This is a genomic window from Gemmatimonas aurantiaca T-27, from assembly GCF_000010305.1.
Taxonomy (GTDB): Bacteria; Gemmatimonadota; Gemmatimonadetes; order Gemmatimonadales; family Gemmatimonadaceae; genus Gemmatimonas; species Gemmatimonas aurantiaca.
Genome location: NC_012489.1, coordinates 1252288 through 1278148, shown reverse-complemented (window position 1 = coordinate 1278148; position 25861 = coordinate 1252288). Strand labels below are relative to the sequence as shown.

The 25861-nt window shown below is 64.8% G+C and carries 16 protein-coding genes; 7 read left to right on the top strand and 9 right to left on the bottom strand.

What is annotated here, in order from left to right:
- Positions 1–74: 74 nt before the first annotated feature.
- Complete coding sequence (locus GAU_RS05460; RefSeq protein WP_012682559.1) at positions 75–2687, top strand: S9 family peptidase; 2613 nt, start codon at positions 75–77, stop codon at positions 2685–2687.
- Positions 2687–3361 carry an acyloxyacyl hydrolase gene (locus GAU_RS05455; protein WP_012682558.1) on the top strand — a complete coding sequence of 225 codons (675 nt, stop codon included), beginning with the start codon at positions 2687–2689 and terminating at the stop codon, positions 3359–3361. Before GAU_RS05460 ends, GAU_RS05455 begins: the two co-directional genes overlap by 1 nt.
- Positions 3362–3418: 57 nt before the next feature.
- On the opposite strand, the gene GAU_RS20475 is transcribed toward GAU_RS05455, so the two are convergent.
- Positions 3419–5236, bottom strand: a complete 1818-nt coding sequence (locus tag GAU_RS20475) for a M28 family metallopeptidase (RefSeq protein ID WP_012682557.1) — start codon at positions 5234–5236, stop codon at positions 3419–3421.
- Between the two features lie 109 nt (positions 5237–5345).
- Between GAU_RS20475 and GAU_RS21800 the strand changes: the two genes are divergently transcribed.
- Together GAU_RS21800 and GAU_RS20465 are read left to right on the top strand one after the other, a co-directional pair.
- Positions 5346–7280, top strand: coding sequence for a peptidylprolyl isomerase (locus GAU_RS21800; RefSeq protein WP_052574253.1), 1935 nt, complete (start codon positions 5346–5348; stop codon positions 7278–7280).
- Entirely contained in the window at positions 7277–10204 is a 2928-nt protein-coding gene (locus GAU_RS20465; RefSeq protein WP_012682555.1) for a gamma-glutamyltransferase, read from the top strand. Before GAU_RS21800 ends, GAU_RS20465 begins: the two co-directional genes overlap by 4 nt.
- A gap of 41 nt (positions 10205–10245) precedes the next feature.
- Here the strand turns inward: GAU_RS20465 and GAU_RS05435 are convergent, their stop codons facing one another.
- Complete coding sequence (locus tag GAU_RS05435; RefSeq protein ID WP_012682554.1) at positions 10246–12531, bottom strand: prolyl oligopeptidase family serine peptidase; 2286 nt, start codon at positions 12529–12531, stop codon at positions 10246–10248.
- A gap of 78 nt (positions 12532–12609) precedes the next feature.
- Between GAU_RS05435 and GAU_RS05430 the strand changes: the two genes are divergently transcribed.
- Positions 12610–13746, top strand: coding sequence for a hypothetical protein (locus GAU_RS05430; RefSeq protein ID WP_012682553.1), 1137 nt, complete (start codon positions 12610–12612; stop codon positions 13744–13746).
- A 31-nt stretch (positions 13747–13777) separates the two neighbouring features.
- On the opposite strand, the gene GAU_RS05425 is transcribed toward GAU_RS05430, so the two are convergent.
- The 7 genes from GAU_RS05425 to paaG all read right to left on the bottom strand — a co-directional run bounded on the left by GAU_RS05425 (position 13778) and on the right by paaG (position 21645).
- A complete protein-coding gene (locus GAU_RS05425) occupies positions 13778–15181 on the bottom strand; it encodes an MATE family efflux transporter (protein WP_012682552.1) in 1404 nt (467 codons plus the stop codon).
- 18 nt (positions 15182–15199) lie between these two features.
- Positions 15200–17254, bottom strand: coding sequence for a phenylacetic acid degradation bifunctional protein PaaZ (gene paaZ, locus GAU_RS05420; RefSeq protein WP_012682551.1), 2055 nt, complete (start codon positions 17252–17254; stop codon positions 15200–15202).
- Entirely contained in the window at positions 17254–17865 is a 612-nt protein-coding gene (locus GAU_RS05415) for a transferase hexapeptide repeat family protein (protein WP_012682550.1), read from the bottom strand. The genes paaZ and GAU_RS05415 overlap by 1 nt, the downstream gene beginning before the upstream one ends.
- A 7-nt stretch (positions 17866–17872) precedes the next feature.
- A complete protein-coding gene (gene pcaF, locus GAU_RS05410; protein WP_012682549.1) occupies positions 17873–19111 on the bottom strand; it encodes a 3-oxoadipyl-CoA thiolase in 1239 nt (412 codons plus the stop codon).
- A gap of 72 nt (positions 19112–19183) precedes the next feature.
- The gene (locus GAU_RS05405) at positions 19184–19648 is read right to left on the bottom strand and encodes a PaaI family thioesterase (RefSeq protein ID WP_012682548.1); all 465 of its coding nucleotides are present in this window, start codon (positions 19646–19648) and stop codon (positions 19184–19186) included.
- Positions 19645–20844, bottom strand: a complete 1200-nt coding sequence (locus GAU_RS05400) for a 3-hydroxyacyl-CoA dehydrogenase NAD-binding domain-containing protein (RefSeq protein ID WP_012682547.1) — start codon at positions 20842–20844, stop codon at positions 19645–19647. The genes GAU_RS05405 and GAU_RS05400 overlap by 4 nt, the downstream gene beginning before the upstream one ends.
- 6 nt (positions 20845–20850) lie before the next feature.
- Positions 20851–21645, bottom strand: coding sequence for a 2-(1,2-epoxy-1,2-dihydrophenyl)acetyl-CoA isomerase PaaG (paaG, locus tag GAU_RS05395; protein WP_012682546.1), 795 nt, complete (start codon positions 21643–21645; stop codon positions 20851–20853).
- A gap of 190 nt (positions 21646–21835) precedes the next feature.
- Here paaG and GAU_RS05390 point away from each other — a divergent pair, with 190 nt between their 5' ends.
- Positions 21836–23971 (top strand): alpha-ketoacid dehydrogenase subunit alpha/beta, encoded by a 2136-nt coding sequence (locus GAU_RS05390; protein ID WP_012682545.1) that lies wholly within the window; start codon positions 21836–21838, stop codon positions 23969–23971.
- 236 nt (positions 23972–24207) lie between these two features.
- Complete coding sequence (locus GAU_RS22800; RefSeq protein ID WP_012682544.1) at positions 24208–25803, top strand: OmpA family protein; 1596 nt, start codon at positions 24208–24210, stop codon at positions 25801–25803.
- The last annotated feature ends 58 nt before the right edge of the window (positions 25804–25861 follow it).

The following is a 25861-nucleotide window of genomic DNA, read 5'->3' as shown; positions in this document are numbered from 1 at the left end:
GCTCCTCGTTGCGCTCTCCCCTCGTCCTGGTCGACGGTCGTCCGTTGACGTGGTCGCCCACTCTGGCCCGCAGGATGGCACTCGCTGTCGGGCTCCTCGTTGTGCCGTCCTTGGTGACGGCCCAGAACCGCCCCGGTGCCAACGCGGCACCTGCGGCGTCGGCTGCCAAGCCCGCCGACCCGCTGGCCGATGAGGGATACATCGCGCCGCCCGAAGCCATCGCCCGGCTGGTGACCGCGCCGCGTGAAGGCAACGCATCGTTCAGCGCCCCGAGCCCCGGCAATCGGAAGTACTTCGCCCGCACGGTGAGCGATGGCCTCCCTTCGCTCAAGAACGTGGGCAAGGCACACCACAATCTCGGCGGCTTCCAGATCGATCAGGCCGGCAATCGCGAGCGTGGCATCACCATGCGCAGCAATGCGGGCCTCGAAATTCTGGAGTGGGAAACGGGACGCAAAATTCCGGTCGCCCTGCCGGCCGGCGCGCGCACCACGCAGCCGGTGTGGTCGCCCGATGGTACGCGTATCGCGTTTCTCGCGCTCTTCGATGACGCCACCCAGCTCTACGTCGCCGATGCGGCTACCGGCAAGGCCACGCCGGTGTCGGGTCGCAACGTGTTGGCCACCACGGTCACCACACCGGCATGGAGCGCCGATGGGCAGTCACTCGTGGTGGTGTTGACGCCCGACGCGCGGGCGGCCGAACCCAAGGAACCCGCGCTCGCGGCGGGCCCGATGGTGCGTCTCAACGAAAGCAACAAGCTCAAGACACGTACGTACGCCGATCTCGTGATGACGCCGTACGAGAAGGACTTGCTGGCGTACCACATCACGGGCCAGTTGGCCGTCATCAATGCCAAGACACGCGCGGCCCGCAAGATCGGCGCGCCGGGCATGATCCGCGCGCTCGATGCGTCGCCCGATGGCAAGTACTTCCGCGTGACCTACGTCGAGAAGCCCTTCTCGTATGTGTTGCCGGTGTCGTCGTTCGGCACACGGGACGTGATCGTGGATGGCACGGGCGCGGTGATTCGCGAGATCGTGAACAAGCCGCTGCGTGAATCAGACGATCCCACGGATCCGGTCGATCCGATGAACCCGAGCCGTCTGGCGGGCCGCGTGCCGGTGGACACGGGCAAGCGCAACATTGCGTGGGCTCCGTCGGGCGCGCTGCTGTACGCGCAGTTGGCACCAGCGCCGGCGGCCGGTGGCAATGCGGCTGCCGCCCGCACGGACAGTGCCGCGGCGCGTCGTGCCGATCGCCTCATGCAGTGGAAGGCACCGTTCGACGCCAATGGTGCCGCGGTGCTGTACGAAACGCCCAACCGCATCACCGCCGCACGGTTCAACGATGCCGGCACCATCCTGTTCGTGACGGAGACGGCAACGGCCGGCACCTACGAACAGGCGATCTTCCTCAACGAAAACAATGCCAAGTTCACCGTGATCGCGCCGCGTCCGCGTGGTCGTGGTGACAGCGCGGCAGCCCCCGCCCCGGCGGCGGGTGGATTTGGCCGCGCCGCGGCCGGCGGTTTGGTGACACGCCCAGGCAGCAAGGGAGACGCGGTGGTGGTGGTGTCCACCGACGGCAAGTCGGTGTTCACCATCGGCGCGCCGCAGGACACCGCGCGTACGCCGAAGGCCAACGTGGAGAAGATCGATATCCGTACAGGCGCCCGTACGCGGATCTACGAGAGCACCGGTGATGTGGTGGAAACCATCTCCGCACCACTCGACGACGACTTCACCAAGGCCATCGTGCAGCGTGAATCGCCGACCATGGTGCCGCAGTCGTTCGCGTTGACTCTCGCGTCGAAGGACGCGAAGCAGCTCACGAACAACGTCGACGTGATGCCCGAGCTCAGCAAGGCGGTCAAGAAGAAGGTGGTGGCCCGTCGCGCCGACGGCTTCAGCTTCAACGTGAACGTCACCCTGCCTGCCGACTACAAGGACGGCACACGTCTGCCAGCGATGTTCTGGTTCTATCCGCGCGAGTACGACAATCAGGCGGCCTACGATCGCACACTGTCACAGGGTGCGGCGGCAGATCGTCGCTTCCCGAGCTTTGGCCCACGCTCGCTCCAGTTCCTGGTGACGCAGGGTTATGCCGTAGTGGAGCCGGATGCGCCGATCTTCGCCAGCGACGGACAACTGCCGAACGACAACTATGTCGCGGACCTGCGCAACAACCTGGCCGCCATCATCGATGCGCTCGACACGCTGCAGATCATCGACCGTCATCGTTTGGGTCTTGGTGGCCACAGCTACGGCGCGTTCAGCACGGTGAACGCCATGGTGCACACGCCGTTCTTCAAGGCCGGCATCGCGGGTGATGGTGCGTACAACCGCACACTCACGCCAAACGGCTTCCAGAGCGAGCGTCGTGACCTGTGGCAGGGCCGTCAGACGTACCTCGAGATGTCGCCGATGCTGTACGCCGATCAGCTCAACGGTGCGCTGCTCATGTACCACAGCACCGAAGACCAGAACGTGGGCACCGACCCGATCAACTCCACGCGCCTGTACCATGCGCTGATGGGGCTGGGCAAGACCACCTCGCTGTACATGTACCCGTACGAAGATCACGGGCCGATCGCCAAGGAAACGGTGCTCGATCAGTGGGCGCGTTGGGTGGCCTGGCTCGACAAGTACGTGAAGAACGCCGGCACCAAGAACACGGCCATGTAATGCGGATCGATCCACGCTTGCGTGTGATCCTGATGCTGCTCGCCACTGCGCTGCTCCCGACTCCGGGGGCAGCGCAGTGGTTGCGTCGGGCCCCGGTGCAGGTGGATTTTGCGTTCTCCGATGCCGTGGCACTGCGCACGGCCTCGCACAACGAAGCGGTGAAAGGTGATCTGCGCGCACTGTCGGTGCAGTTCACACGCGCGGCATTTCGCACGACCTGGCGCGGTCAGCCACTCACCGTGTCATGGCTGGGCGAGGCGCTGCCAGCGATGCTGGTGAAAGCCGGCGCGCCAGCCAATCGGGTGCCCACCCTGCAAAGCAGCCGAGAAGAGGCACTCGATCCGGTGCGCATGGCGCGGTATGCCACGCGGGATGTGTACGGATTTGGCGTGTCGCCCTTCGGCGCCGAAGTAGAGATCCCGCTCTCTCCACGCGTGCATGTTCTGCTGAACACCACCGCCGGCGGTGCGTGGTTCAACAAAGTGGTGCCCTACGGACGCGCGACGCAGGCCAATTTCACGGTCGCACCGGGCGCAGCCCTGCAGATTCCGCTGTCGAAGTCGCGGGCACTGGCCGTGGGATATGCCCTGCATCACCTGTCCAATGCGAGCTTCGGTGATGCCAATCCGGGGCTCAATTCGCATTTGATCACGGTGCGCCTCCGCTCCCGATAGGCGACCATCGCGTGAAAGCAATGTGGGGCGCCTCATAGAGGCGCCCCACATGTTCATTTACGGCACGATATTCTTCGGCTTGGCCGGCTTGGTGCCATTGAGCCGCGGGCGCGGTCCGTTGGCCACTTCCACCGTCAGGTCGCGGATATAGTTCGCGATGCGCGCATAGTGCGGATAGTCGATGAATTCGGCTTCGTCGCTGCGCTGGTGATAGTCACCATGCAGTCCCGTGAAGAAGAACGCGATCGGGATACCCTGCACAGCGTAGTTGTAGTGATCGCTGCGACCGTAGATGTTGTTGTAACCGGCCCACGCGATCGGATCGTCGAACTTGTAGTCGAAGGCGAGTGGCTTGGCGAGTTTCTTGTTCACCGCCTGCACCTGTTCACCCAGGTCCTTGGAATCGAACCACGAGCCCACCACACCGAGATAGTCATCACTGCCACCAGGCAGATCTTCGGTGCGGCCACGCCCGATCATGTCCACGTTGAGCTGCGCCACGATGCTGTCGATCGGCACGGTGGGATTGCGCACGAAGTAGGCAGAGCCCAACAACCCGGCTTCTTCACCGGCGTGCCAGATGAAGATGGTGGAGCGCTTGGGCTTCACCGGCATGGCCTGGATGGCTTCGGCGATTTCCAGTACCGCCATCGAACCGGAGCCGTCGTCATCAGCGCCATTGTTGATGGAGTCGAGACGCGGCTTGGGATGCACACGACGGATGCTGTCCATGTTCACCTTGATCGACGAGAGCTGCTCGGGGCCGAGTCCGCGCATTTCGTTTGCGATCTGCAGCTTGATGCGCGCGTCGTTGAAGACCTTGATGGAATCCTTGTCCACCGGCGTCGCAAAGCCCACATGATCATTGTGAGCGCCGATGGCCACGTACTGATGCTTGAGCTTCGGATCGCTGCCCGGGATCACCGCAATCACATTGCGGGCCCACTCAGTGGGTAGCTCCACGAAGTCGAGCGCCGCCGACACCGTGCCGCCCTTGGCGCCCGGTGAGAGTCCTTCTACGCTGGCGCCGTGAAAGAGCCGTGAGGCCGCGTCGCGCGTGAGACGGATGGTGGCCGACGGCTGCAGTGCCGCGAGCTGCTGTTTCAGCAACACGAGCGAGTCCACAGGCCCGGTGGTGGCAGGCGCGCCAGGTGCGCCCGCACGCGGAGCCCGCGGCGGGGCTATCTGCGATGCGGCGGTGGGTTCGTTGATCGCAACACGCTGCGCAGGGGTGAGCGCGTCGAGATCCACCGTGGCCACGGCCACCGCGTCGGCAAAACGTGTCGGGGCCGGCGCAAATCCGGGACGCACGGCAAAGGCCTGACCTTGCGACGCCCGCGCGCCACCGGCTGGCGGCAGCAGCACGACAAATTTGCCAGCCGCAGCCGCGGATGAAATCTGCGTGCTCGTGTCACCCTGAATGCCGCCGTACACCACCTCGGCATCCGTGATGAATCGCGGCGCGCGCTGACCGGGCACGGCCACGAAGTCGGCATTCCACAGCAGTGGATTGCCGTCGACGGTCAGCCGCGAATGGTCGGTGAATTTGCGGAGGTGAAACGGCAGGTTCTGGAAGTAGGTACCATTGTCCCCAGCGGGCACCAACCCCAGGCGCTTCACTTCAGCAGCGAGGTAATCGGTGCCCTTCTTGTTGCCGGCCCGCCCCACCTGACGCCCCTGCATGGAGTCGTCGGCAAACTGGTAGAGGCGGATCTGCAGGTCACGCACGTCGATGGCAGCCTTGGTCGGCGCCGGCGCCACGCGCGCGGGGTTGCCGTAACGGTTGGTGCCCTGGGCCTGGGCCACGGACACGAGGGACGACGCGAGCAGCGCACCGGTGGCCGCGATGGGCCACCGAGAGCAGACGAGCCGCATGAGTTTCTCCGGAAAGTGATGTTGCAGAAGGCGGGATCCATGCAAGTTACGGCATTCCGGACGGCTCCGCATATCCACCGGACTTTCCCACTCTCGCCTGCGAATCGCCATGTGGCCTCTTGTCTTTGCGCTGCTTCAGGGAGCCAGCGCTGCGTCTGCCCAGCCCGCCCGCATCGTCGCGCCGTCCAGAACGATCACGCCATACGACATTCTGGTCGCCGAGTACCAACGTGAGCAGGGGCGGCCGGTACTCGCTGCCGCGCTACGAGCCGACGATCCCTCGATTCGGCTGCTGGCGTTTCGTTCGGTGATGCGTTCGGAGCCAGCGCGATTCACCACGGAAGCCGCAGCGGCCCTCGACTCGGCACCACTGGCCGTGCAACGCGAAGCCATGCGGGTACTCGCCTTTGCCGCACCGCCGTATTCGCTGCTGAGCAAGGGACCGCTCACCCGTTTTCGCGATGCCGAATTACGTGCCCTGGCCTACGCCGCCTACGGTCGGACGGCACCGGGCGACGCGGCCGCAGAACGAGTGCTGATCGAAGGCCTGCGTGACACGTCCCTCGTCGCACGACGGGGCGTCGCACGCGGACTGGAAGTCTGGTCGCGCCGTACGGCCCGCGCCTACAAGGTGTCTGCCGATGCGCTCTCCCCCATGCGGCAGGCCTTTCTCGACTCCCCAGATGTCGAAGTGCGGCGGTTTCTGTTGCCGGCCATGACGGCGATGGGCCTTCGCGATTCGGTGGTGGTGCGCACCGGACTGGCGGATCGCGATGAGCAGGTACGCCGTCTATCGGTGGCGCTGGGCGGTGTGTGGACCGACGACACCTCGCCCATGGTGCGATGGCAGGCACTGCGTGTCGCTGGTGATTGCACACGGGCCGCAGCGCTGGTGCGAGACAGCAGTCAGCATGTGGCATTGCTTGCCATAGATCTGCTGGGAGACAAGAAGTGTGATGCTGCGTTGCTTCTGCCGCTGGTGCAGGCCAACGCACCGTGGCTGCAGCGAGCGCATGCGACCGTCGCCCTCGCCAAAGTGGCGCCGGATCGCGCGGCGGGCCCCACGCAGGCCCTGGCCGCCTCACCGGTGTGGCAGGCACGGGCCTGGGCTGCACAAGCCGCGCGTATCCTGCGCGATACCGTGGTCTTGGGTCGCCTGGCGAGTGACCGCGACCCCAACGTGGCCATCGCGGCGCTGACCACACCGGCCCAGGCCTACCACGCACTCTCACGCGACCACGCGGGCCTGTTGATGCGGGCAGGCAATGTGCTACGCGACTCGGCGCTGCGCGTCCCAGGTGTTGAACGCGATCAGGTCTTGAAGCAGGTCATCGCGGCATTCGATCGGATCACGCGCACCAAGCCGGCCACCTGGCGTGACGCACGCATGGCACTGCTGAATGCTGCGGCCGTCGGTCCAACCGAGTATGTGCCGTGGATGTCCTCGCTATTGACCGACGCTGATACGGCGATCGCTGGCGCGGCAGCCAAGCGGCTGGAGGCCCTCTCCACCACACGTCCACTCACCCTGCGCTATTCCCCGGCGCCATTTCCCGGTGAGGCGACGCTCAGTGCACTGCGCGATGCCACGGCGACCATCCGCATGCGTGGACTCGGCACTATCCGCATTCGCCTGCTCACCGAAGACGCACCAGCCACGGTGCACACGTTCGTCACGCTGGCCGAACGCGGTGACTTCAACGGAAGAACACTGCACCGGGTGGTCTCGAGCTTCGTGCTGCAGGGCGGCAGTCCGGGAGCGGATGAATACGATCCCGCCACGTCCTCTTTCATGCGCGATGAAATCGGCGGCAGTCACCGTCGCGGCACCTTCGGCATTTCCACCAGAGGCCGCGATACGGGCGATGGACAGATGTTCATCAACCTCGTAGACAATGTCCGCCTGGACAACGACTACACGGTGTTTGCCGAAACGATCTCCGGACTCGATGTCATCGATCGCATCCAGGAAGGCAATGTGATCGAATCCATCACCATCCAGCGCGCGTCCGCGGGAGCGGGGCGATCGGGAGCCCGTCGATGAGATCACGTCTCTCGGTACTGTATTGCACGAGCATCGTGTCGGCGCTTCTTGTGCCATTGACCATCGGACACGCGCAATCGGCCAGCACCGCGGTGACCGAACGCCAGTCGCCGGTTCGACGCCCTGCCGTCTCGTCGCTCGGCACCCTCGCGTTTGAACAGGACGGCCACCTCTACTTCCGGTTTGCAGACGGCACCACCACGCGTGTGAGCGCGGGCACCGCGTATCATCGTGACGCCAGCTTCACGTCCGGCGCCCTGTACTTCGCGTCGGACTCCGCGGGGCACTATGACATCTGGCGCCTTCCGCTCGACGGGCGGGATCGTCCCAGCGGTGCCGCCACCCGTCTGACCACCTCGTCGGCACACGACGTATCGCCGAGCGCGGGCACCAACGGCGTGATCGTCTTTCAGCGCGGACTGGGTGGCGAATCGCGTGCATGGGTGCGTGAAGCCGATGGGCGCGAACGTCGTCTGAGCACGACCGAGCGCACCGAACGCCGCCCTCGGATGTCCAGCGATGGCCGACGCGTGGCCCTGCTCGCACTGACCGAAACCGGACGAAAGGCCGTGGCACTGTCGATCGATGGCAGTGGTGAGTCGACCGTGAGCACGGATGCCACACTGGAAGATCTCGCCTGGGGTGGTACGACGCAGATCGCCCTCTCCACCCGCAATGGCGTGTACGTGGTGCCCGTCACCGGCAGCACGTATCTCAATCTGGCTTCTCGCAGCCATGGCGACATCGACTGGTCAGCCAATGGCACAACCATCACCATCGCCGAACAGCGCGATGTGGTGGTGAGTTACAACGGCGATCCGGATCGGGGCGTGGACCGTTCGGCGCACGAACGACAAGTGCTTTCTGGTGGTGCATTGCCCGGGGTGTATCAGGTGACCGCGCCGCGTGTGGTGGACAGTGATCGCGCCACAGTCGCCGCCTCCGCATTGCCCGATCGTGCGACGACCAACGCTGCGGCGTTCGACCGCATGTGGGATCGCAGCGCACGACTCTACTTCAGCGGCTCGGCCAATGAGACGGGACGCAGCACGTGGCACGGCGTGCGCGACCGCTGGCGTCCACTCGCTGTGGCCGCGCCGTCGGATAGTGCCTTGCAGCAGGTGCTGCACGCTGCCTTGCAGCAACGTCCGGCGTTGCGTCGTGAAGCCACAGGCCGAGCCGCGGTGTCGAGTGCGCACCCCACCGCCACCGAAGCCGGCCTCGAGATGTTCCGGCAGGGTGGCAATGTCATCGATGCCGCCGTGGCGGTGAGCTTTGCCTTGGGTGTGGTGGAGCCGGACGCCAGTGGGATCGGCGGGTACGGAGAGATGGTCATCAATCTCAAGGGACAGGCCAACCCCACTCTCATCGAGTTCATGAGCCGTGTGCCCGAAGAAGGTGGACTGAACAACACGTCCCTGCTCGTGAATGGCCGCTATCCGAGCGATGGGCCGGTGCTGGTGAATGTGCCTGGCACGGTGGCCGGGATGTATCTCGCGTGGCAGCGCTATGGCAGCCGGAAGCTCACGTGGGCGCAGTTGCTCGCCCCGGCCATTCGCGCCGCACGCGATGGCTATGCGGTGAGTGATGGTCTCGCCACCACGTTGGCCACCGAGCGGGAACACTTCACGAAGTACGAAGGCAGCCGCGCCTTGTTCTTCCGCGATGGCAAGCCGCTGGTCGCCGGCGACACGGTGCGGAATCCGGATCTGGCGTGGGTGCTCGAACAGATCGCCAGCAAAGGCGCGGACGGCTTCTACAAGGGCGAAGTGGCCGAGCGTTGGGTGAAGGATCTGCGCGGCAAAGGCAACGCGATGAAGACCAGTGATCTGGCCCGCTACTTTGCCAATGAGCGGGAACCGGTGTGCGGCACCTATCGCACGTTCCGCGTGTGTTCGAGCTCGCCGCCGGTGAGCGGTGGGGCCGATCTGGTGGCACGCCTCAACCTGCTGGAGCAGTACCGCGCTCCCAAGCGCTACACGGATGACGCGGGCACGTTGCACGCCACCCTGTCGGCGTGGTTCCTCACCCCATCGTCGCGTGGCAAGATCGCTGACCCGGCACTCTGGCCCATCGACATCGCCACCATCGTGGACAAGGACACGGCACGGGTGCGCTGGCAGTGTTTCGATGCCACGCGGGCACTCACACCACAAAGTGTGCGTGGTGATACTCTGCCCTGCCTCAAGGCCTCCGCGGCGAAGACCACCTCGTCGGGGGCCGGCGATGCGACGAGTGATGCCACACGTGATGCGTCGAACAACGCGTTCGCCACGTCGCTCGACACCGATTCGCCATGTGGAGACGACCACGCGGCCGAGATGGACGTGTGCCACGCGGCGGGCACGACAGCTTACACGGTGGCCGACGCCGACGGGAATGTGGTCGCCGTGACGCAGACCCTGGGCACCTGGGGTGGCAACTTCTACGTGACACCCGGCCTCGGCTTCCTCAGCAACGACAAACTGACCAGCTACGGCACCGATCCGACGCAGTACGGATCGCGCTTGCCCTTCGCCCGCCATGGCAGCACACTCGCGCCCACCATTGCCTACAAAGGCAATCGTCCGGTGTTTGCGGTGGGTGCAGCCGGCAATGCCTGGATCACGTCCGCGGTGTACCAGACACTGCTCGGCGCGCTCGACTACAATCTCGGACCACAAGCTGCGCTCGAGCTGCCGCGGTTTCTGCCCGGCGGCGGTGCGCCAGCGGGCGCTTCCAATCCGCCCTACAACATCCAGCTCGAAGACGGCTTTGCCCCGCAGGTGGTGCAGCGGTTGCGGGGGTTGGGCTACGACCTGTCATTCGTATCGGCGCGCGGTGAGTTGCGCGAAGGATACGGCGCGGCGATTCGCATCGACGGCAAGAGTGTGACCGCGGGAGCGGATCCGCGGCGCGCGGGTGTAGCGGGGGCAGTGCGCTGACACGATGGCGGGTCGCGGAGAGCTCCGCGACCCGCCACCGGCTATCGCTTGTCCCACACGAATCGCTTCAGGAACACGCCCATGCGATCGAACGTATCGATCCAGTTTGCATGAATCATCGACTCATGCAGATCATCGGGCACGACGATGAGCTCGTGGTAGATGTTCCGCGCTCGCAGGAGCTGCACGAGCCCCACCGTTTGCGCAAAGTCCACATTGCGGTCGTCATCGCCGTGCACGAGGAACACCGGTGACTTCCAGCCATCGATGGCGCCAACGGCGGAGGATTTGAAAGCCAGATTGGTGGAGTCGATCACATTGCCGTAGAGGTGCACACCGGCGAGATCGGCGCCCGCCACAAAAATGTCGCTGTTGCGTGCCAGCGCCTGTGACGTGAGCAGACCGCCGTACGACAGCCCCCATATGCCAACACGTGCCGGATCGACATCGGCGCGTGCCTGCAGGTACTTCGCGCCTGCCAGCACATCCTGATACTCCGAGTTTCCACGCCCCTGAGTGTTTGGTGCGTCCCGGAAACTCTTGCCATAGCCCACGCCGCTTCGATAGTTGATGCTGAGCACCACATACCCTTGATCAGCGAGCCACTGGTTCACGGCATAGGACCAGTGGTAGAACTGCATGTAGTGATAGGCTGGCAACATCTGCCGCCGCGGTCCGCCATGCACGAACACAATGGCTGGTCGCTTGTCACCGGGCTTGAGGTTCTTTGGCAGGAAGAGCGTGTTGCTGATTTCGAGGCCGTCGGCGGCCTTGGTCTTCACCACCTCGGGCACCACATGCGACGCCGTAGGGAATGACTTGTCGAGCGTGGGGTAGATGATGCGCGGCGCACCACCTTCCATCGGCACCAGCGCTACCGACGCCGGGGTCTTTGCGCCGAAGTACAGCACCGCCACCTGCTTCCCTGAGGACAGGGGCTGAGGGTACGTCTCCACCCCATCGCCCGTGGACAGGCGCCGCGGTGTGCCGCCGCCAACAGGTACCGACCAGATGTGCCGCCGTTCGATGTCGTCGGCGTTGGTGGTGTAGATCAACGACCGACCACCATCACGCGAGAACGACACCGAGGTTGCATCTTCGATGATGCCGTCCGTGGTAGTGAGGCGTACCGGTGAACCACCGTTCACCGACACCGCGTACCAGCGTTCGAAGTCGTCCTTGGGCACGTTCACCGGAAACACGATCTGATCGCCGGCCCACACCATGTTGTTCAGAGTGGTGAACACGCTGTCACGCGGCGCGTTCTGCCACACCTCCCGTGCACGTCCCGTGACCGGATCGGCGATCATCAGCTTGAGCGTGTGACCACCCTCGAAGGCCGCTGTGTAAAAGCCCGGTGAACCGCGCATGTTGTTGCGGTCATTCGCTGCAGCCGTCTGGGCCGGAGCTCCGCCGCCAAAGCCACCGCCACCACAACCGCCTGCCGGATTGCCGGTCTGGATGGCCGCACTGAAGTTCACAGCAGGACCAGCGGGATTGCCGATGCTGCCCTGACCGCGCTGCGCCTGATTGCCAAACGGCACACCGGGTCGGCGCGAGAAGGCCAGTGATTTGCTATCGGGTGACCAACTCGGAGTGCCGTCACAATCGACACCTGGCGCTACGTACGTGACCGTGCGCTTCGCCACGTCATACACGGCCACAAAGGCGTGATTCTCGCGGTCACTGACAAACGCGATGCGCGCCCCGTCGGGTGACCAGCGCGGTGTCCCATTGCGCCCCCACCCTGTGATGAGTGGTACGCCCCCGGTATCCATCGCGGTGATGGGCACACCGGGCGTACGCACCACGCGGGCGCGGTGGATCTGTCCGTCACGTGTAAACAGCACCCACCGACCATCCGGTGACAGTTCCGGTGCACCACCTTCGGCCACGCGCCATGCGGCCCCTCCCGTGCTCCGCACCGCCCAGATCGCCCGTTCGGCGCCGCGCGGGTCGTGCGAGGGATTGGCCACCCACCCGAATCGATTGGGCGCCGAGCCACGCACGAATACGATGACGCCACCATCGTCCGAAATGCGCACGTCGGTGAGGTCGGTGCCATCGTCGTCGAGAAAGCTGGTCACCCGAACAGGTCGAAAGCCTGGTGCCGCGGCCGTGTACACATTGCGCAGCCCCTGATCGTAAACCATCCAGGCAATGCGGTCGGCCTTGCGCGCCGACACCAGCGTGAGCGGCGACGCCGGCGAGAGCCACGGCGCGATACTGGGCACGGTGGGCGCCTGCTGCGCGGCAACCGTGGAGACGCCCGCTGCCGGCAAGGCCAATGCCGCCGCGAGACCGGTAAAGCGAAGGAACGTGGGCATATGCGGTGGGGTGAAGAGACTGCCGAAGCTATAGCTTGAAACCGGAGTCTGCTGCCCGATCTTCCCCGAGGACGACCCGTGCCGATTGCCCTGCTGCTGTCGATCGTCGTGACCCTGTCGCTGGCGTGTAGCACCGCCGCCGACGCCCGTGTGCAGGACACTTCGCCGAGCACTCCGCGCAGCACGGACAGTCTCAGCACGGCTCAGTTTGCCGCGCTGTCGGCAAGGCTCAGCGACGGAGGCGCCTACTTCGATACCGACAATCTCATTTCCAACGAAAAGAGCCTGCTGCACCCGCTCACCGATCTGGATCGTCGGGGCGTACGTGGCGGCGCTTTCGTGGGCGTGGGACCGGATCAGGGATTCAACTACATCGCGCGTACGGCACCACGCGTCGCCTTCATGGTGGACATCCGCCGCGACAACCTGCTGCAACATCTGCTCTTCAAGGCGCTCTTTGCCTCGTCACGCAACCGGGCAGAGTACCTGGCGCTGTGGCTGGGCCGTCCGGTGCCGCAGGATGTGGACGCACGGACTGCGCTCTCCATCGATTCCCTCGTAGCATGGGCGCGCCGCACCCCCAGCACGCCCGCCAGCTCGTCATCGGCCATTGCGAAGGTTCGCGATCAAGTGACGCGTTCCGGCATCACGCTGTCTGGCGAAGATCTCGCAACCATCGAGCGATTCCATCGTGCCTTCATTGCCGAAGGGGTCGCGTTGCGCTTCACGAGCCATGGCCGAGCCCCACAGCCGTACTATCCGACGCTGGCCCAACTGCTCACCGAACGGGATCTCGATGGTGTGCAATCCGGATACCTGGCCAGCGAAAACGCCTTTCGTGTGGTGCAGTCACTCGAGCGCCGCAATCTCGTGGTGCCCGTCGTGAGTGACCTGGCAGGACCGAAAGGTTTGCCCACTCTCGCGGCGGTCCTGCGTGAGCGCGGTGATTCGCTGAGTGTGTTCTACACGTCGAACGTGGAAGACTACCTCATTCGCGATGGACGCTTCCCGGCCTTTGTGCGTGCACTGGCGCCGCTGCCACGCGCGTCGAATGCCGTGATCATCCGTAGCTGGTTTGGCGGTGAAGGCTCCCATCCACGATCCGTAGCAGGCTATCACACCACCCAGCTCGTGGAACCAATCGCGGACATGGTGAACGACCCGCGCGTAGCGGAAGTGCGCAGCTACCGGCAGCTCGTCATGCGCATGCGGTGAGAACAGCGGGGGGAACGCAGATCACCAACCTTCACCCGCGCGCTTTGACCCCGAGCTGAATGGTTTGCCATCGACCTTGCTCGAACCGGTACACACTCAGCAAACAGCGCAGCGCATGGCCCATGACGATGGCCAGCCAGATGTGATGCGGCTCGAGTGTGCCAAGTGTTTCCATGAACGTGAGGAAACCGATCGGTACCGCAAACTGGGAGATCAGCGTGATGTACAGCGGACTCTTGGTGTCACCCGCGCCCTGAAGCCCACCGGTGAAAGTCAGCGCCACGGTGATGAACAGGCCAGAGATGCTGAGATACGCGAGCAGTTCGCGTCCGATGCGCACCACCGCCGGATCGGTCATACCGAAGAAGCCAAGCAAGGCCTGCGGAATGAGCAGGAATGACGCACCGACCACCGCAGCGATATAGAGGCCGATCTTCGCGGCGTGGCGCACTGCCAATCGGCTGCGTTCGGGGAATCCGGCGCCGAGGTTCTGTCCGGCCACGGCCGCCGCCGCGCCCATGAGACCTACCGACGTCCACGTCACCAGCGAGAAGAGCTGCGAGTAACCCACCACGTATGCAGCCTGCGCTTCGGCACTCTGGGCGGTGGTGCCGATGAAACGCAGCAGCATCACGCCGGCCACGTTCATTGCGATCCCCTGCAGCCCCGTGGGTAGACCGAATCGGAACAGTGCGCGGATGATGTCCCAGTCGGGCTTCCACGACATGCCGCGGAAATCGATCACCCAGGCACCGCTGAACAACTTGGCGATGGCATAGATCGCCACCAACCCGCTCGAGATCATCACACCCGCAGCGGCACCGGCCGTGCCCATCGCCGGGATCGGACCAGCGCCACGAATGAGCAGCACATTGAAGAAGATATTGCCGATCGTGAGTCCGATGCCGAGCCGCATGGGCGTTCGGGAATCGCCCGCCGCACGCAATGCGCCACCGAGCATGAAGAACATCATCATGCCAAATCCGAACACGAACATGATGCGGAGGAACGGCAAGGCTTCCGCCTGCACGGCTTCGGACGCCTTGACCAGTCCCAGCAAGGTGGGCGCCAAGACATAGCCCACCGGTGCCAGGATGCCCACACTCATGATCAGCACGAGCAGAAATGCCTGCGAGGCGGCGCGATTCATGCCCGCGTGATCTCCGGCGCCCGCGAAGCGCGCCACCAACACCCCCATGCCACTGAACAGCGAGGAGATGAACACCATCACCACCAGGAAGACCTGGTAGCCCACCCCCATCGCCGCGTTGCCGGCAAACCCCACGAGATGACCGACCAGTGCATGGTCGATCATCCCCTGTGCGCCGGCAATCACATTTTGCACCACCGACGGCCAGGCCATTTTCCATACGGCCGGGCCAATGGGTCCTTCGATGATCGAACGATCGATGGTGCGGGTCGGGGTCGTGGCCATGGGTGTACAGCTTACCAGCTAGGCAGCCTTTGCGTCACCACGCGCCACCAACGTGAGGATGGAATACACCGCCACCGCTTCGTTCTCCTGGTTGAACACTTCCACGTCCCACTCCACGACACCCTGCGGAATGGTCCCCTCGGGCACGTCCTTGGCGGTCTTCTGCTTGACCGTGAGGCGTACGTGGATGGTGTCACCCGGGTACACCGGCTTCGTGAAGCGCAGTTTCTCGAGACCGTAGTTGGCGAGCACCGGACCAAGATCCGGGTCGACGAACAGACCGGCCGCTGCCGACACGATGAAGTACCCATGCGCCACGCGCCCTTCGAACACGCCATTGCTGCGGGCATGCTCGTCGTTCATGTGCGCGTAGAACGTATCCCCGCTCAGCGCTGCAAACTTCTCGACGTCGGCCAGCGTGATCTCACGCGACTTCGTGATGATGGTGTCACCCACCTGCAACTGATCGAAGGTCTTCCGGAACGGGTGCACCGTGTCCTTCACTTCTTCGGCGCCCTTCGTCCACTCACGGGTGATGGCCGTGAGCATGCTGGGACTGCCCTGAAGCGCCACACGCTGCAGGTAGTGCGTCACACCGCGCGCGCCACCCATTTCTTCGCCGCCACCGGCGCGACCCGGACCGCCATGCACCAGGTTCGGCAGCGGTGAGCCGTGTCCCGTGCTTTCCTTCGCGCTCGTGCGATCGAGTACCAGCACACGACCATGATACGGCGCCACGCCCAGCACGACCTTCTGCGCCACCTTCGGGTCATGTGTCACCAGCGATCCTACCAGCGAGCCACGACCCATGCGCGCGAGCTGCACGGCTTCGTCGAGAGTCTTGTACGGCATGATGGTGTTCACCGGACCAAACGCTTCGATGTCATGCGGCTCGAGGCGGTTGAGCGGATCTGCGCAGTACAGCAGTTCGGGCGAATAAAACGCGCCCTTCTCCCGGTCCGCGCCCACCACGGCAAAATCATCGTTGCCATACACCCGCTCGGCGGCCGCACGAATGCGCGCCGCACTCTCCCCCACCGAGCGTACCTGACTGGCCGACGCCAAGGGGCCCATACGCACGCCTTCCGCCGTCGGGCTGCCGATGGTGGTGGTGGCCAGGCGCTTCGAAATCGCCTTGATCACCTCTTCTTCGAGCCCTGAGGGCACGATGGTGCGGCGAATCGCGGTGCACTTCTGTCCCGCCTTGGTCGTCATCTCGCGCACGACTTCCTTCACGAAGAGATCGAACTCCTCCGTGCCGGGCGTGGCGTCGGGACCCAGGATGGTGCAGTTGAGCGAATCGGCTTCCATGTTGAAGCGCGTGGAGTTGGCCACGATGGCCTTGCCCTGACGCAGCTTGTGCCCGGTGTTCGCGGAGCCGGTGAAGGCCACCACGTCCTGCTCTTCGACATGGTCGAGCAGGTCGCGGGCATCACCGCAGATGAGCTGCAGCGCACCGGCCGGCAGTTCACCCGTTTCGATGATGGCGCGGAACACCGCTTCGGTGAGATGACTGCCCGTGGTGGACGGCTTCACGATGCACGGCACACCAGCCACGAGGGCCGGCGCCAATTTCTCGAGCATGCCCCACACGGGGAAATTGAACGCATTGATGTGCACACCCGCGCCTTCGAGCGGCACGAGAATGTGCCGACCCACGAACGTGCCGCCCTTGGAGAGCGGTTCGGTGGGGCCTTCCACATGGAACCGCTCGTTGGTGAATTCCCGACGACCGCGGCTGGCGTATGCGAAGAACGTGCCGATGCCGCCTTCGATGTCGACCCACGAATCGGTGCGCGTCGCGCCTGTCATGAATGACAGCGGATAGAACTCTTCCTTGCGTGCCATGAGTGCTTGCGCGATGCGCTTGAGGCGCAGCGAGCGTTCATGGAACGTGAGATCGCGCAGCTTGGGACCACCCACCGTGCGCGCGTAGTTCAGCATCGCCTTGAAATCGAGCCCATGGCTCGACGCATCGCCGATCTTCTCGCCCGTCACGGCATCGATCAGATCCGTACGTGGGCCCGTGCCCGTGACCCACTCGCCAAGGGCGTAGTTCTGCACCGTCAACATCAGCCGTATTCCTCGCGTGAGCGCTGGGTATCCTGCCAGTTCTTGAGCATCGCCATCTGCGTCGGCCGGTCGGCGGGCACGCTGCGCAAGGGTTCCACCTCGCGCCACGATCCCCGCATGGCCGCCGGCAACTGCTGATACAGCGCCGTGCCCTCGGTCTTCCAAGCCAGCATTTCGTCGCTGACATCCTTCACGATCTTGGCCGGGTTGCCGACCACCACTTTACGCGGCGGGATCTCCATACCCGTCGGCACAAAACAGAGCGCCCCCACAATGCAGCCGGCGCCCACCACCGCGTTGTCCATCACCACCGCGTTCATGCCCACCAACGCGTTGGCGCCGATGCGCGCGCCATGAATGATCGCGCCATGTCCGATGTGCGCCGCGGCCTCGAGCGTCACCACGACACCGGGGAACATGTGTACGGTGCAATTCTCCTGCACATTGCACCCGTCTTCGATCACGATGCCGCCCCAGTCCCCACGGATGGCCGCACCGGGACCGACGTACACATCCCGACCAATCGTCACGTTGCCCGTCACGGTGGCCTGCGGATGAATGAACGCCGATTCGTGAATGACCGGAATGAACCCATCGAACGCGTAGATCATCTGCCGATCACGCGCGTTCGAGCACGACGGCAAAACCCTGCCCCACGCCGATGCACATGGTGCACAGCGCGTAACGTCCGCCGCTGATCTGCAACTGCCGCGCCGCCGACAGCGCAATGCGCGCGCCGCTCATACCCAACGGGTGCCCCAACGCAATCGCACCGCCGTTGGGGTTCACGCGCGGATCGTCATCGGCAATGCCCAATTCACGCACGCAGGCCAGCGACTGTGCGGCGAAGGCTTCGTTGAGTTCGATGACATCCATTTGGTCGAGCGTGAGACCGGCTCGCTCGAGCACCAAGCGAGTGGATGGCACCGGGCCCATGCCCATGATGCGCGGCTCCACGCCGGCGGCCGCGCTGGCCACCACACGGGCGATCGGCGAAAATCCGTGCGTCTTCACCCCACGATCGGACGCCAGCAGCAGCGCCGCGGCCCCATCGTTGAGACCACTGGCATTGCCGGCCGTGACACTGCCCTGCCCATCATGACGGAACGCAGGCTTGAGTTTGGCCAGCGTTTCCATGGTCGTATCAGGGCGCAGGAACTCGTCATCGCGCACGACGATCGGATCCCCTTTCTTCTGCGGGATCGACACCAGCGCAATTTCCTGCGCCAATCGGCCACTGCTGCGTGCCACGGCCGCCTTCTGCTGCGAACGCACGGCAAACGCGTCCTGGTCGGCGCGCGTGACACCGTACTGGCTGGCCACGTTCTCCGCCGTTTCGCCCATGCTGTCGGTACCATGCATCGTCTTCATGCGCGGATTGACGAAGCGCCACCCGAGGCTGGTATCGAAGAGCTGCACATCACGCGCAAACGGCGTGCTGCCCTTCGACAGCACAAAGGGCGCGCGCGTCATGCTCTCCACACCACCGGCGAGGTACACATCGCCTTCCCCAGCGCGAATGGCCCGTGCAGCCGAAGCCACCGCATTGAGGCCCGATGCGCACAGACGGTTCACCGTTTCGCCCGGCACCGTCACCGGTAAGCCGGCCAGCAACGCCGACATGCGCGCCACATTGCGATTGTCTTCCCCGGCCTGATTCGCGCAGCCCAGAATGACATCCACAATGGCTGCCGGATCGAAACCCGGCGTGGCCTGCTGCACCTTGGCCACCAACGCACTGATCACATGCGCGCCGAGGTCGTCGGCCCGGACCGCGCTCAGTGCGCCGCCCAGGTTCCCGATGGGAGTGCGCACGCCATCAACGATCCATGCGCCCTGAAGTCCTTCACTCTGCATCGTGCACCCTGATCCGAAGTTCTCGTGTTGCGCTGGCGCGCGGTGTGAACACACGACCAGCGGACCGCCACATCATGCGGCCCCGATGGCCTGCCCCACTACGTGTGGACGTGTCGTGCGATACACCGTGCCGCGGAAATAGCCCACCGTCACCGCATCCTGATTGGTGACGTTCACTTCACAGAAAGCCAGCCGGTTGGTCGTGCTCTGCTCCACCGCCGTGGCGGTGAGGACATCTCCGGGCCGCACCGCGACCGGGAAGCTGATGCTGCAGTCCACTGCCACACTGAGAAAACCGCCGGCGTTGGTGGAAAAGGCAAACGCGCTGTCGGCGAACGCAAACAGCACACCACCGTGCAACGTGCCAAAGCCGTTCACCATGTCTGCGCGCACTGGCATGCGCAGAACGGAGCGCCCCACGGCCGCTTCGAGCACCTCGACACCCATCCACTGCGAAAAGGCATCACGTTCCATCAGATGCTGCACGACGGCCGCCGCATCGGCAGATCCGCTCTGCGGTGCCGTCGCGTCGCTCACGAGTACCGCCGCACGTCGGACAGCGTGGCACCCGCAGCCACCGCACGCCGCAATCGCACACTGGCCCGGTACCGCATATCCCCACTGTCCTGATACAGGGCATCGAGTCGTGCGAGCACCGTGGCCGCACCGATCTCATCGCCCCACGCCAGCAGCCCCTTGGGATAGTTCACGCCGGTCGTCATTGCCAGTTCCACGTCGGCCGCGGTACCGAGCTGCAGGTGCACAAAGTCGACCGCTTCGTTCACCAACATGGCCAGCACACGATCCACGATGACCTGCCCCAGTGCCACATCTTCGGTGGGGACAGGTTTGTCGGCCCCATCACGATGGTCGTAGAACCCGCGCCCCGTCTTGCGACCCAACCAACCCGCTTCCACCAGTCGCTGCTGCTGCAACGCCGGACGGTAGCGCGGATCCTGGAACATCCCGTCGTACACCGAGCGTGTGACCGCGAAGTTCACGTCGAGCCCGATGAAGTCCATGAGTTCGAAGGGACCCATGCGAAACCCGCCTATCGTGCGGAGCGCCCAGTCGATGGTGGCCGCATCGGCAATGCCTTCTTCGCGGATGCGCAGCGCTTCACCGTAGAACGGGCGCGCCACACGGTTCACGAGGAACCCCGGCGTATCGGCCGCCATCACCGTGACTTTCTTCCACGATGTCACCAGCGCGCGCGCGGCATCGGCCACCGCCGCATCGGTGGTGATGGCGGGAATGATCTCCACCAACGGCATCACCGGCGCGGGATTGAAGAAGTGCACACCCACCACGCGGTGACTGCCGCGACAGGCACCGGCAATCGCCGCGATGGACAGTGAGGACGTGTTGCTGGCGAGGATCGTGTCATCGCTCACCACGGCCTCCAGCGCCCGGAACAGCTCCTGCTTGATGGGCAGTTGCTCCACGATGGCTTCGATGACGATGCCGCACCCCGCGAACGCGGCCAACTGCTCGGCGCCCACCCCTTCCACATACGTGAACCGCTGAAGCACCGCGTCACCGGCTTCGCGCGTCAGCCGTCCCTTCTCCACGTCACGCGCGATGGCCTTCTCATGTCCAGCACGGGCGCGCGGGAGAGCCGCGGCAAACGCATCGGCGAGCACGACCTCGTGGCCGAACAGAGCCGCCACCTGCGCGATGCCGGCGCCCATCGCGCCAGCGCCCACCACACCGACCTTCATCAACGACGCCATCGCGGGTCAGGCTCCGCGATAGACGGGAGCACGCTTCTCGAGGAACGCCCGCACCCCTTCTTCGTAGTCGGCGGTACGACCGGCTTCATGCATGGCCTGTGCTTCGACATCGAGCTGCGCATCGAGATCGTTGCCGAAGGAGGCGTTCATGGCACGCTTGGTGAGACCAAAACCGCGCGTGGCCTGGGTGGCCAACTGCTTGGCCATGGCCTGCACGGTGTTCATCAGCTCCGCCTTGGGTGCCACGTCCCAGATGAGGCCCCACGACTTCGCCTGCGCGGCGCTCATCTTCTCGGCCAGGAAGAACATGCCCGTGGCACGCTGCACACCCACCAGGCGCGGCACGAAGAATGTGCCCGACGTATCGGGAATGAGCCCGAGCTTGGCGAAGCTCTCCACGAAGCTCGCCTCTTCGGCCGCGATCGTGATGTCGCAGGCAAAGGCGAGATTGGCGCCAGCACCGGCGGCAATGCCGTTCACGGCGCACACCACCGGCTTCTCCAGCTTGCGGATGGCCCGAATGATCGGGTTGTAGCTCTTCTTCACGATCTCGCCGATGTCCGGCATCGGCCCGCCATCCTGCGGCAGCGCCTCGGCGAGGTCCTGCCCGGCGCAGAAGCCACGACCGGCACCGGTCAGCACCACAGCGCGCACCGTCGGATCGTCCGCCGCGTGGCGAAGTGCGTCCTGCAACGCCGCCGCCATCTCGTGGTTGAAGCTGTTGAGGACATCAGGGCGATTCAGCGTCAACGTGAGGACGCCGTCGGCCTGTTCTACGAGGAGAGAAGGAGAAGAAGACATCCTCCAAAGTTAGCATGGGGCCATGCCCGGTGCTGGTTGCACCCAAGGACGTTTCACGTCTCATCACCTACACGTCGTCCCAGTTCCACGAATCCCACTCCCTCTGGCGCACCGGTCTGCATGCGTGCCGAGCACACAATGCCGCGGGTTAACTCCCAATTCCCCTGTGCACCGGGCAGATTATCAGGCTATGCCTGCCAAGACTGCCACACGCCCCGCCGCTCGCAGCGGAAAACATGCTGCCGTGACCCCGCGTACCGGGTTCGACTGGCGCCGCATCGCATACCATACGCTGGTATCCCGCGCGCTCGACGACGTGGAAGAAGCCACGAATCGCAACCGCACCAGCGTCCCGCGGGAACACCTGGTCCTGTACCAGTTCTCCGCCCGTGGCCACGACATGGCGCAGGTGATCCTGGGCTCACTCATGCAGGGGCCGCACGACGGCGCCGGCGCGTATTACCGCTCACGCCCGATGCTGCTGTCTCTCGGGCTGCCCATCGACGATGCACTGGGTAGTCCCCTGGGGCGCTCGGGTGGCTTCAGCGATGGCCGTGACATTGGGGTGGTGTGCAATCTGGCGCGCCCCGATCGCTGCACGGTGCTGCCGATGGCCGGCGATGTGGGCTCCCAGTACACCCCGGCCGCTGGCTGGGCGCAGAGCGTGATCTATCATCGCGATACGCTCAAGGATGCGTCGTACGCCCGCAGCATGAGCGTGGCACTGGGTGGTGATGCGTCGGTGGCCACGAGCGGCTTCTGGGCGGCGCTGACCATGGCCACCACGCTCAAGTTGCCGATGTTGTTCTACATCGAAGACAACAACCTCGGCATCAGCGTACGGGGCGATATGCAGACGCCCGGCGCCGATATCGCGAAGAACCTCGCGTCCTTCGGCAACCTGTTCATCCGCAACGGCAGCGGCATCGACCCGCACGAAGCAGCCGGTCTGCTGGAAGAGGCCGTCACGCACATTCGTGATGGCAAAGGCCCGGCCCTGGTCCGCCTGACGGTGCCACGTCTGTCGAGCCACTCCGGCCCGGACAATCAGAAGGGCTATCGCAGCGAGCAGGAAATTGCCGACGATCTCACGCGTGACCCGCTGCCGCGGCTCCGTGAGTATCTGGTGCCGGCGCTGCTGAGCGAGAGCGAGTGGGAAGCGTTGGAAGCCGAAGTCGCCCGCGATGTGCAGGCCGGCCTCGATGCCGCCCGCGCCCGCCCCATGCCGGACCCGTCCACGGTGGCGTTGCACGTGTATGCCGAGCCCGCGTTCGATGGCCAGGCAATGGGTGGTCTCACGCCGGAGGAGCGCGCGAGCCTGCCCCACACGGAAGCCGCGTCAGATGAAGGCGAACTGCTGCGCTTTGCCGAGGCGGTGCGTCGCACCCTCCGGCATGAACTGGCGGTGAATCCCAAGGTGGTGGTGTTCGGTGAAGATGTGGGCCGCAAGGGTGGCGTACACCTGGTGACCGAGGGGCTGCAGAAGCAGTTCGGCGCCGACCGGGTGTTCGATACCAGCCTGAGCGAAGAAGGCATCATTGGCCGCGCGGTCGGCATGGCGGTGAGCGGCTTGATGCCGGTGGCCGAGATTCAGTTCCGGAAGTACGCCGACCCGGCCACCGAGCAGCTCAACAACACCGGCACCATGCGGTGGCGCACGGCCAACCAGTTCGCGGCTCCCATGGTGGTGCGCATGCCCGGCGGCTTCGGCAAGGACGTGGGTGACCCGTGGCACTCGCTCAGCGACGAAGTCCGGTTTGCCCACGCCTACGGCTGGCAGGTGGCCATGCCGTCGAACGCCGCCGACGCGGTGGGGTTGCTGCGCTCGGCCATGCGGAGCCCGAACCCGACCATCTATTTCGAGCACCGGTCGTTGCTGATGACCGGTGACGGGAGCGCCCGGTATCCGGGCGACGACTATGTCATCCCGTTCGGCAAGGCTCGTCTGGTCCAGGCCGGCACCGACCTGACGCTGGTGTCATGGGGCGCCATGGTGCATCGCTGCACCGAAGCCATCGAAGGGCTGGACGGCCGGGTGGAGTTGCTCGACCTGCGCACCATCGCCCCGTGGGACCGCGAGGCGGTGCTCACGTCGGTGAAGAAGACCGGCCGCTGCCTGATCGTGCACGAGGACAACCTCTCGGCCGGGTTCGGGGCGGAGATTGCCGGTACGCTGGCCCAGGAGGCGTTCTGGTTCCTCGACGCACCAATCGAACGCCTGGCCCCCAAGGACATTCCGGTGCCCTACCATCCGGACCTCCTCGCCGAAGTCGTGCCGACGGCTGAGCGCATCCGGGCGTCCATCGACGCCCTGCTGGTCGTGTAGGCGGGCTGTAGCAGTCCAGTCCGGTGGTGAAACGGCCCTGCCTTCGGCGGGGCCGTTTTGCGTTCCGTCAGGGTGACGACGCGCACACAATAGTCCTCAGGTGATATATCGCACAGTGTGGGGATCACTTACCTTTGTCCCACGTCCGTCGTCCGGGTCGTACCATCGGGTAGTTCCCGCTCGACGGACTCGGGTCGTGTCTGTACCCGTTCCTTTGCTCATTACCAGAGGTTTCCATGAAGACAAAGCTGGTCGGAATCTCGCTGCTGGCCGCCATCGCGGCGGTACCGACGGCCCATGCTCAGGGCCTTGGCGATCGTATCGAAGTTGGCATTTTCGGGCAGTACACCAGGCTCGATACTGACCTGCGCATGAAGCAGGACATCATCGGTGGCGGCGGCCGGATCGGCATGTCCGTCTACAAGTGGCTTGGTGTCGAGGGCGATATCAACGTCGGCCGTACCGAAGCCCTGCGGAATCCGTTCGAGACGATCACCTACCGTCCGTTCCGTGGTCTGGCCACGCTGACGATTCCGGTCACCTCCTCCAAGAAGACATCGCTGATTCTTGGCGCGGGTTACCTGAACTCGGTGTTCGCCGGCCGTGCCACGGCCAACGAATACGAAGACGGCTTCTCGGCGCTTGCCGGCCTCAAGATCTGCGGCAGCGGCAAGTGGGGCGCGCGTTTTGACGGCGTGTACGACAACAACCCGTCGCCGAACGAACAGGAACTCGACGGCACGTCCAGCAACATGGGCTTCCGTTTGGGCTTCACGTACGCGCTCCGTGGTGCTTGCGCCGCGGCTGGCACGCCGTTCGACTGGGCGCTTCGTATCGACCCGGCCAGCGCGACGGTGAATCGTGGCACCGACCGTCAGTTCGCATTGAGCGCCGCGGAAACGAGCGCGCGCCCGATCGAACTCCGCAACGTGCAGAACCTGACCTGCTCGTCGAGCGATGCCTCGGTTGCCACCGTGGACAACACGGGCAAGGTGACGGCAGTGAAGGCCGGTACGGCCACCATCACCTGCCGCGGCACGGTGAAGAAGCTGGAGCGTTCGGTGCAGTCGACCGTGACGGTGCCGGCGCCGGATTGGACGCTGACGCTTTCGCCGAGCAGCGGCTCGACGGATGTGGGCAAGACGCTGTCGTTCACGTCGAAGGCCACCGATGCCGACAACGTCGACCTCGGCGCGATCACCTGGACGTCGGCGAACAACTCGATCGCCTCGGTGAACAACGGCACGGTGACGTGCAACGCGGCCGGCACGACGACCATCACGGTCTCGAAGACGGCTCACGGCGCCACGAAGACCCAGCAGGCGACGGTGGAGTGCAAGGCACTGCCCGCAGCCCGCGTGGCCTTCGATACCACGCTGTTCAGCTTCGACCGCGCGGTGGTCCTGAAGGCCGGCAACGACACCCTCAAGGTGATCGTCGACGTCATGAAGGCGAACCCGTCGATCCGCATCTCGATCGAAGGCCACACCGACTGGTACGGCTCGGAAGCGTACAACAACAAGCTGGCCAAGTCGCGTGCGGAAGCCGTGTACAAGCAGCTCCTGAAGGTCGCCGGCACCGACGCGGACGCCATCAAGGGTCGTGTGGTGTGGTCGAGCTTCGGTGAGCAGTGCATCCTGGTGCGCGACGGCGATACCGAGCAGGAGCCGCCGCCAGCCAACCGTAGCCGCATCTCCGATGCGAATCGCCGGGCCCAGGCGGCCAACCGCCGCGTGGAAATCTGGCAGCAGCTCGATGGACAGAACGCCCCGACGAGCTGCCGCTCGGAAGGTGAGCGTTCGGGCCGTCGCAGCTTTGGCGACCTGAAGTAATCGCCTGATACGCAGTGACCCAACGGGCCCCGGTGCAATGCGCCGGGGCCCGTTGTGC

Bases quoted from the DNA above. Each gene is read 5' to 3' on its own strand.
- GAU_RS05460 (WP_012682559.1), top strand. From the start codon at position 75: ATGGCACTCGCTGTCGGGCTCCTCGTTGTGCCGTCCTTGGTGACGGCC.
- GAU_RS05455 (WP_012682558.1), top strand. From the start codon at position 2,687: ATGCGGATCGATCCACGCTTGCGTGTGATCCTGATGCTGCTCGCCACT.
- GAU_RS20475 (WP_012682557.1), bottom strand. From the start codon at position 5,236: ATGCGGCTCGTCTGCTCTCGGTGGCCCATCGCGGCCACCGGTGCGCTG.
- GAU_RS21800 (WP_052574253.1), top strand. From the start codon at position 5,346: ATGTGGCCTCTTGTCTTTGCGCTGCTTCAGGGAGCCAGCGCTGCGTCT.
- GAU_RS20465 (WP_012682555.1), top strand. From the start codon at position 7,277: ATGAGATCACGTCTCTCGGTACTGTATTGCACGAGCATCGTGTCGGCG.
- GAU_RS05435 (WP_012682554.1), bottom strand. From the start codon at position 12,531: ATGCCCACGTTCCTTCGCTTTACCGGTCTCGCGGCGGCATTGGCCTTG.
- GAU_RS05425 (WP_012682552.1), bottom strand. From the start codon at position 15,181: ATGGCCACGACCCCGACCCGCACCATCGATCGTTCGATCATCGAAGGA.
- paaZ (WP_012682551.1), bottom strand. From the start codon at position 17,254: ATGTTGACGGTGCAGAACTACGCCCTTGGCGAGTGGGTCACGGGCACG.
- GAU_RS05415 (WP_012682550.1), bottom strand. From the start codon at position 17,865: ATGATCTACGCGTTCGATGGGTTCATTCCGGTCATTCACGAATCGGCG.
- pcaF (WP_012682549.1), bottom strand. From the start codon at position 19,111: ATGCAGAGTGAAGGACTTCAGGGCGCATGGATCGTTGATGGCGTGCGC.
- GAU_RS05400 (WP_012682547.1), bottom strand. From the start codon at position 20,844: ATGGCGTCGTTGATGAAGGTCGGTGTGGTGGGCGCTGGCGCGATGGGC.
- paaG (WP_012682546.1), bottom strand. From the start codon at position 21,645: ATGTCTTCTTCTCCTTCTCTCCTCGTAGAACAGGCCGACGGCGTCCTC.
- GAU_RS05390 (WP_012682545.1), top strand. From the start codon at position 21,836: ATGCCTGCCAAGACTGCCACACGCCCCGCCGCTCGCAGCGGAAAACAT.
- GAU_RS22800 (WP_012682544.1), top strand. From the start codon at position 24,208: ATGAAGACAAAGCTGGTCGGAATCTCGCTGCTGGCCGCCATCGCGGCG.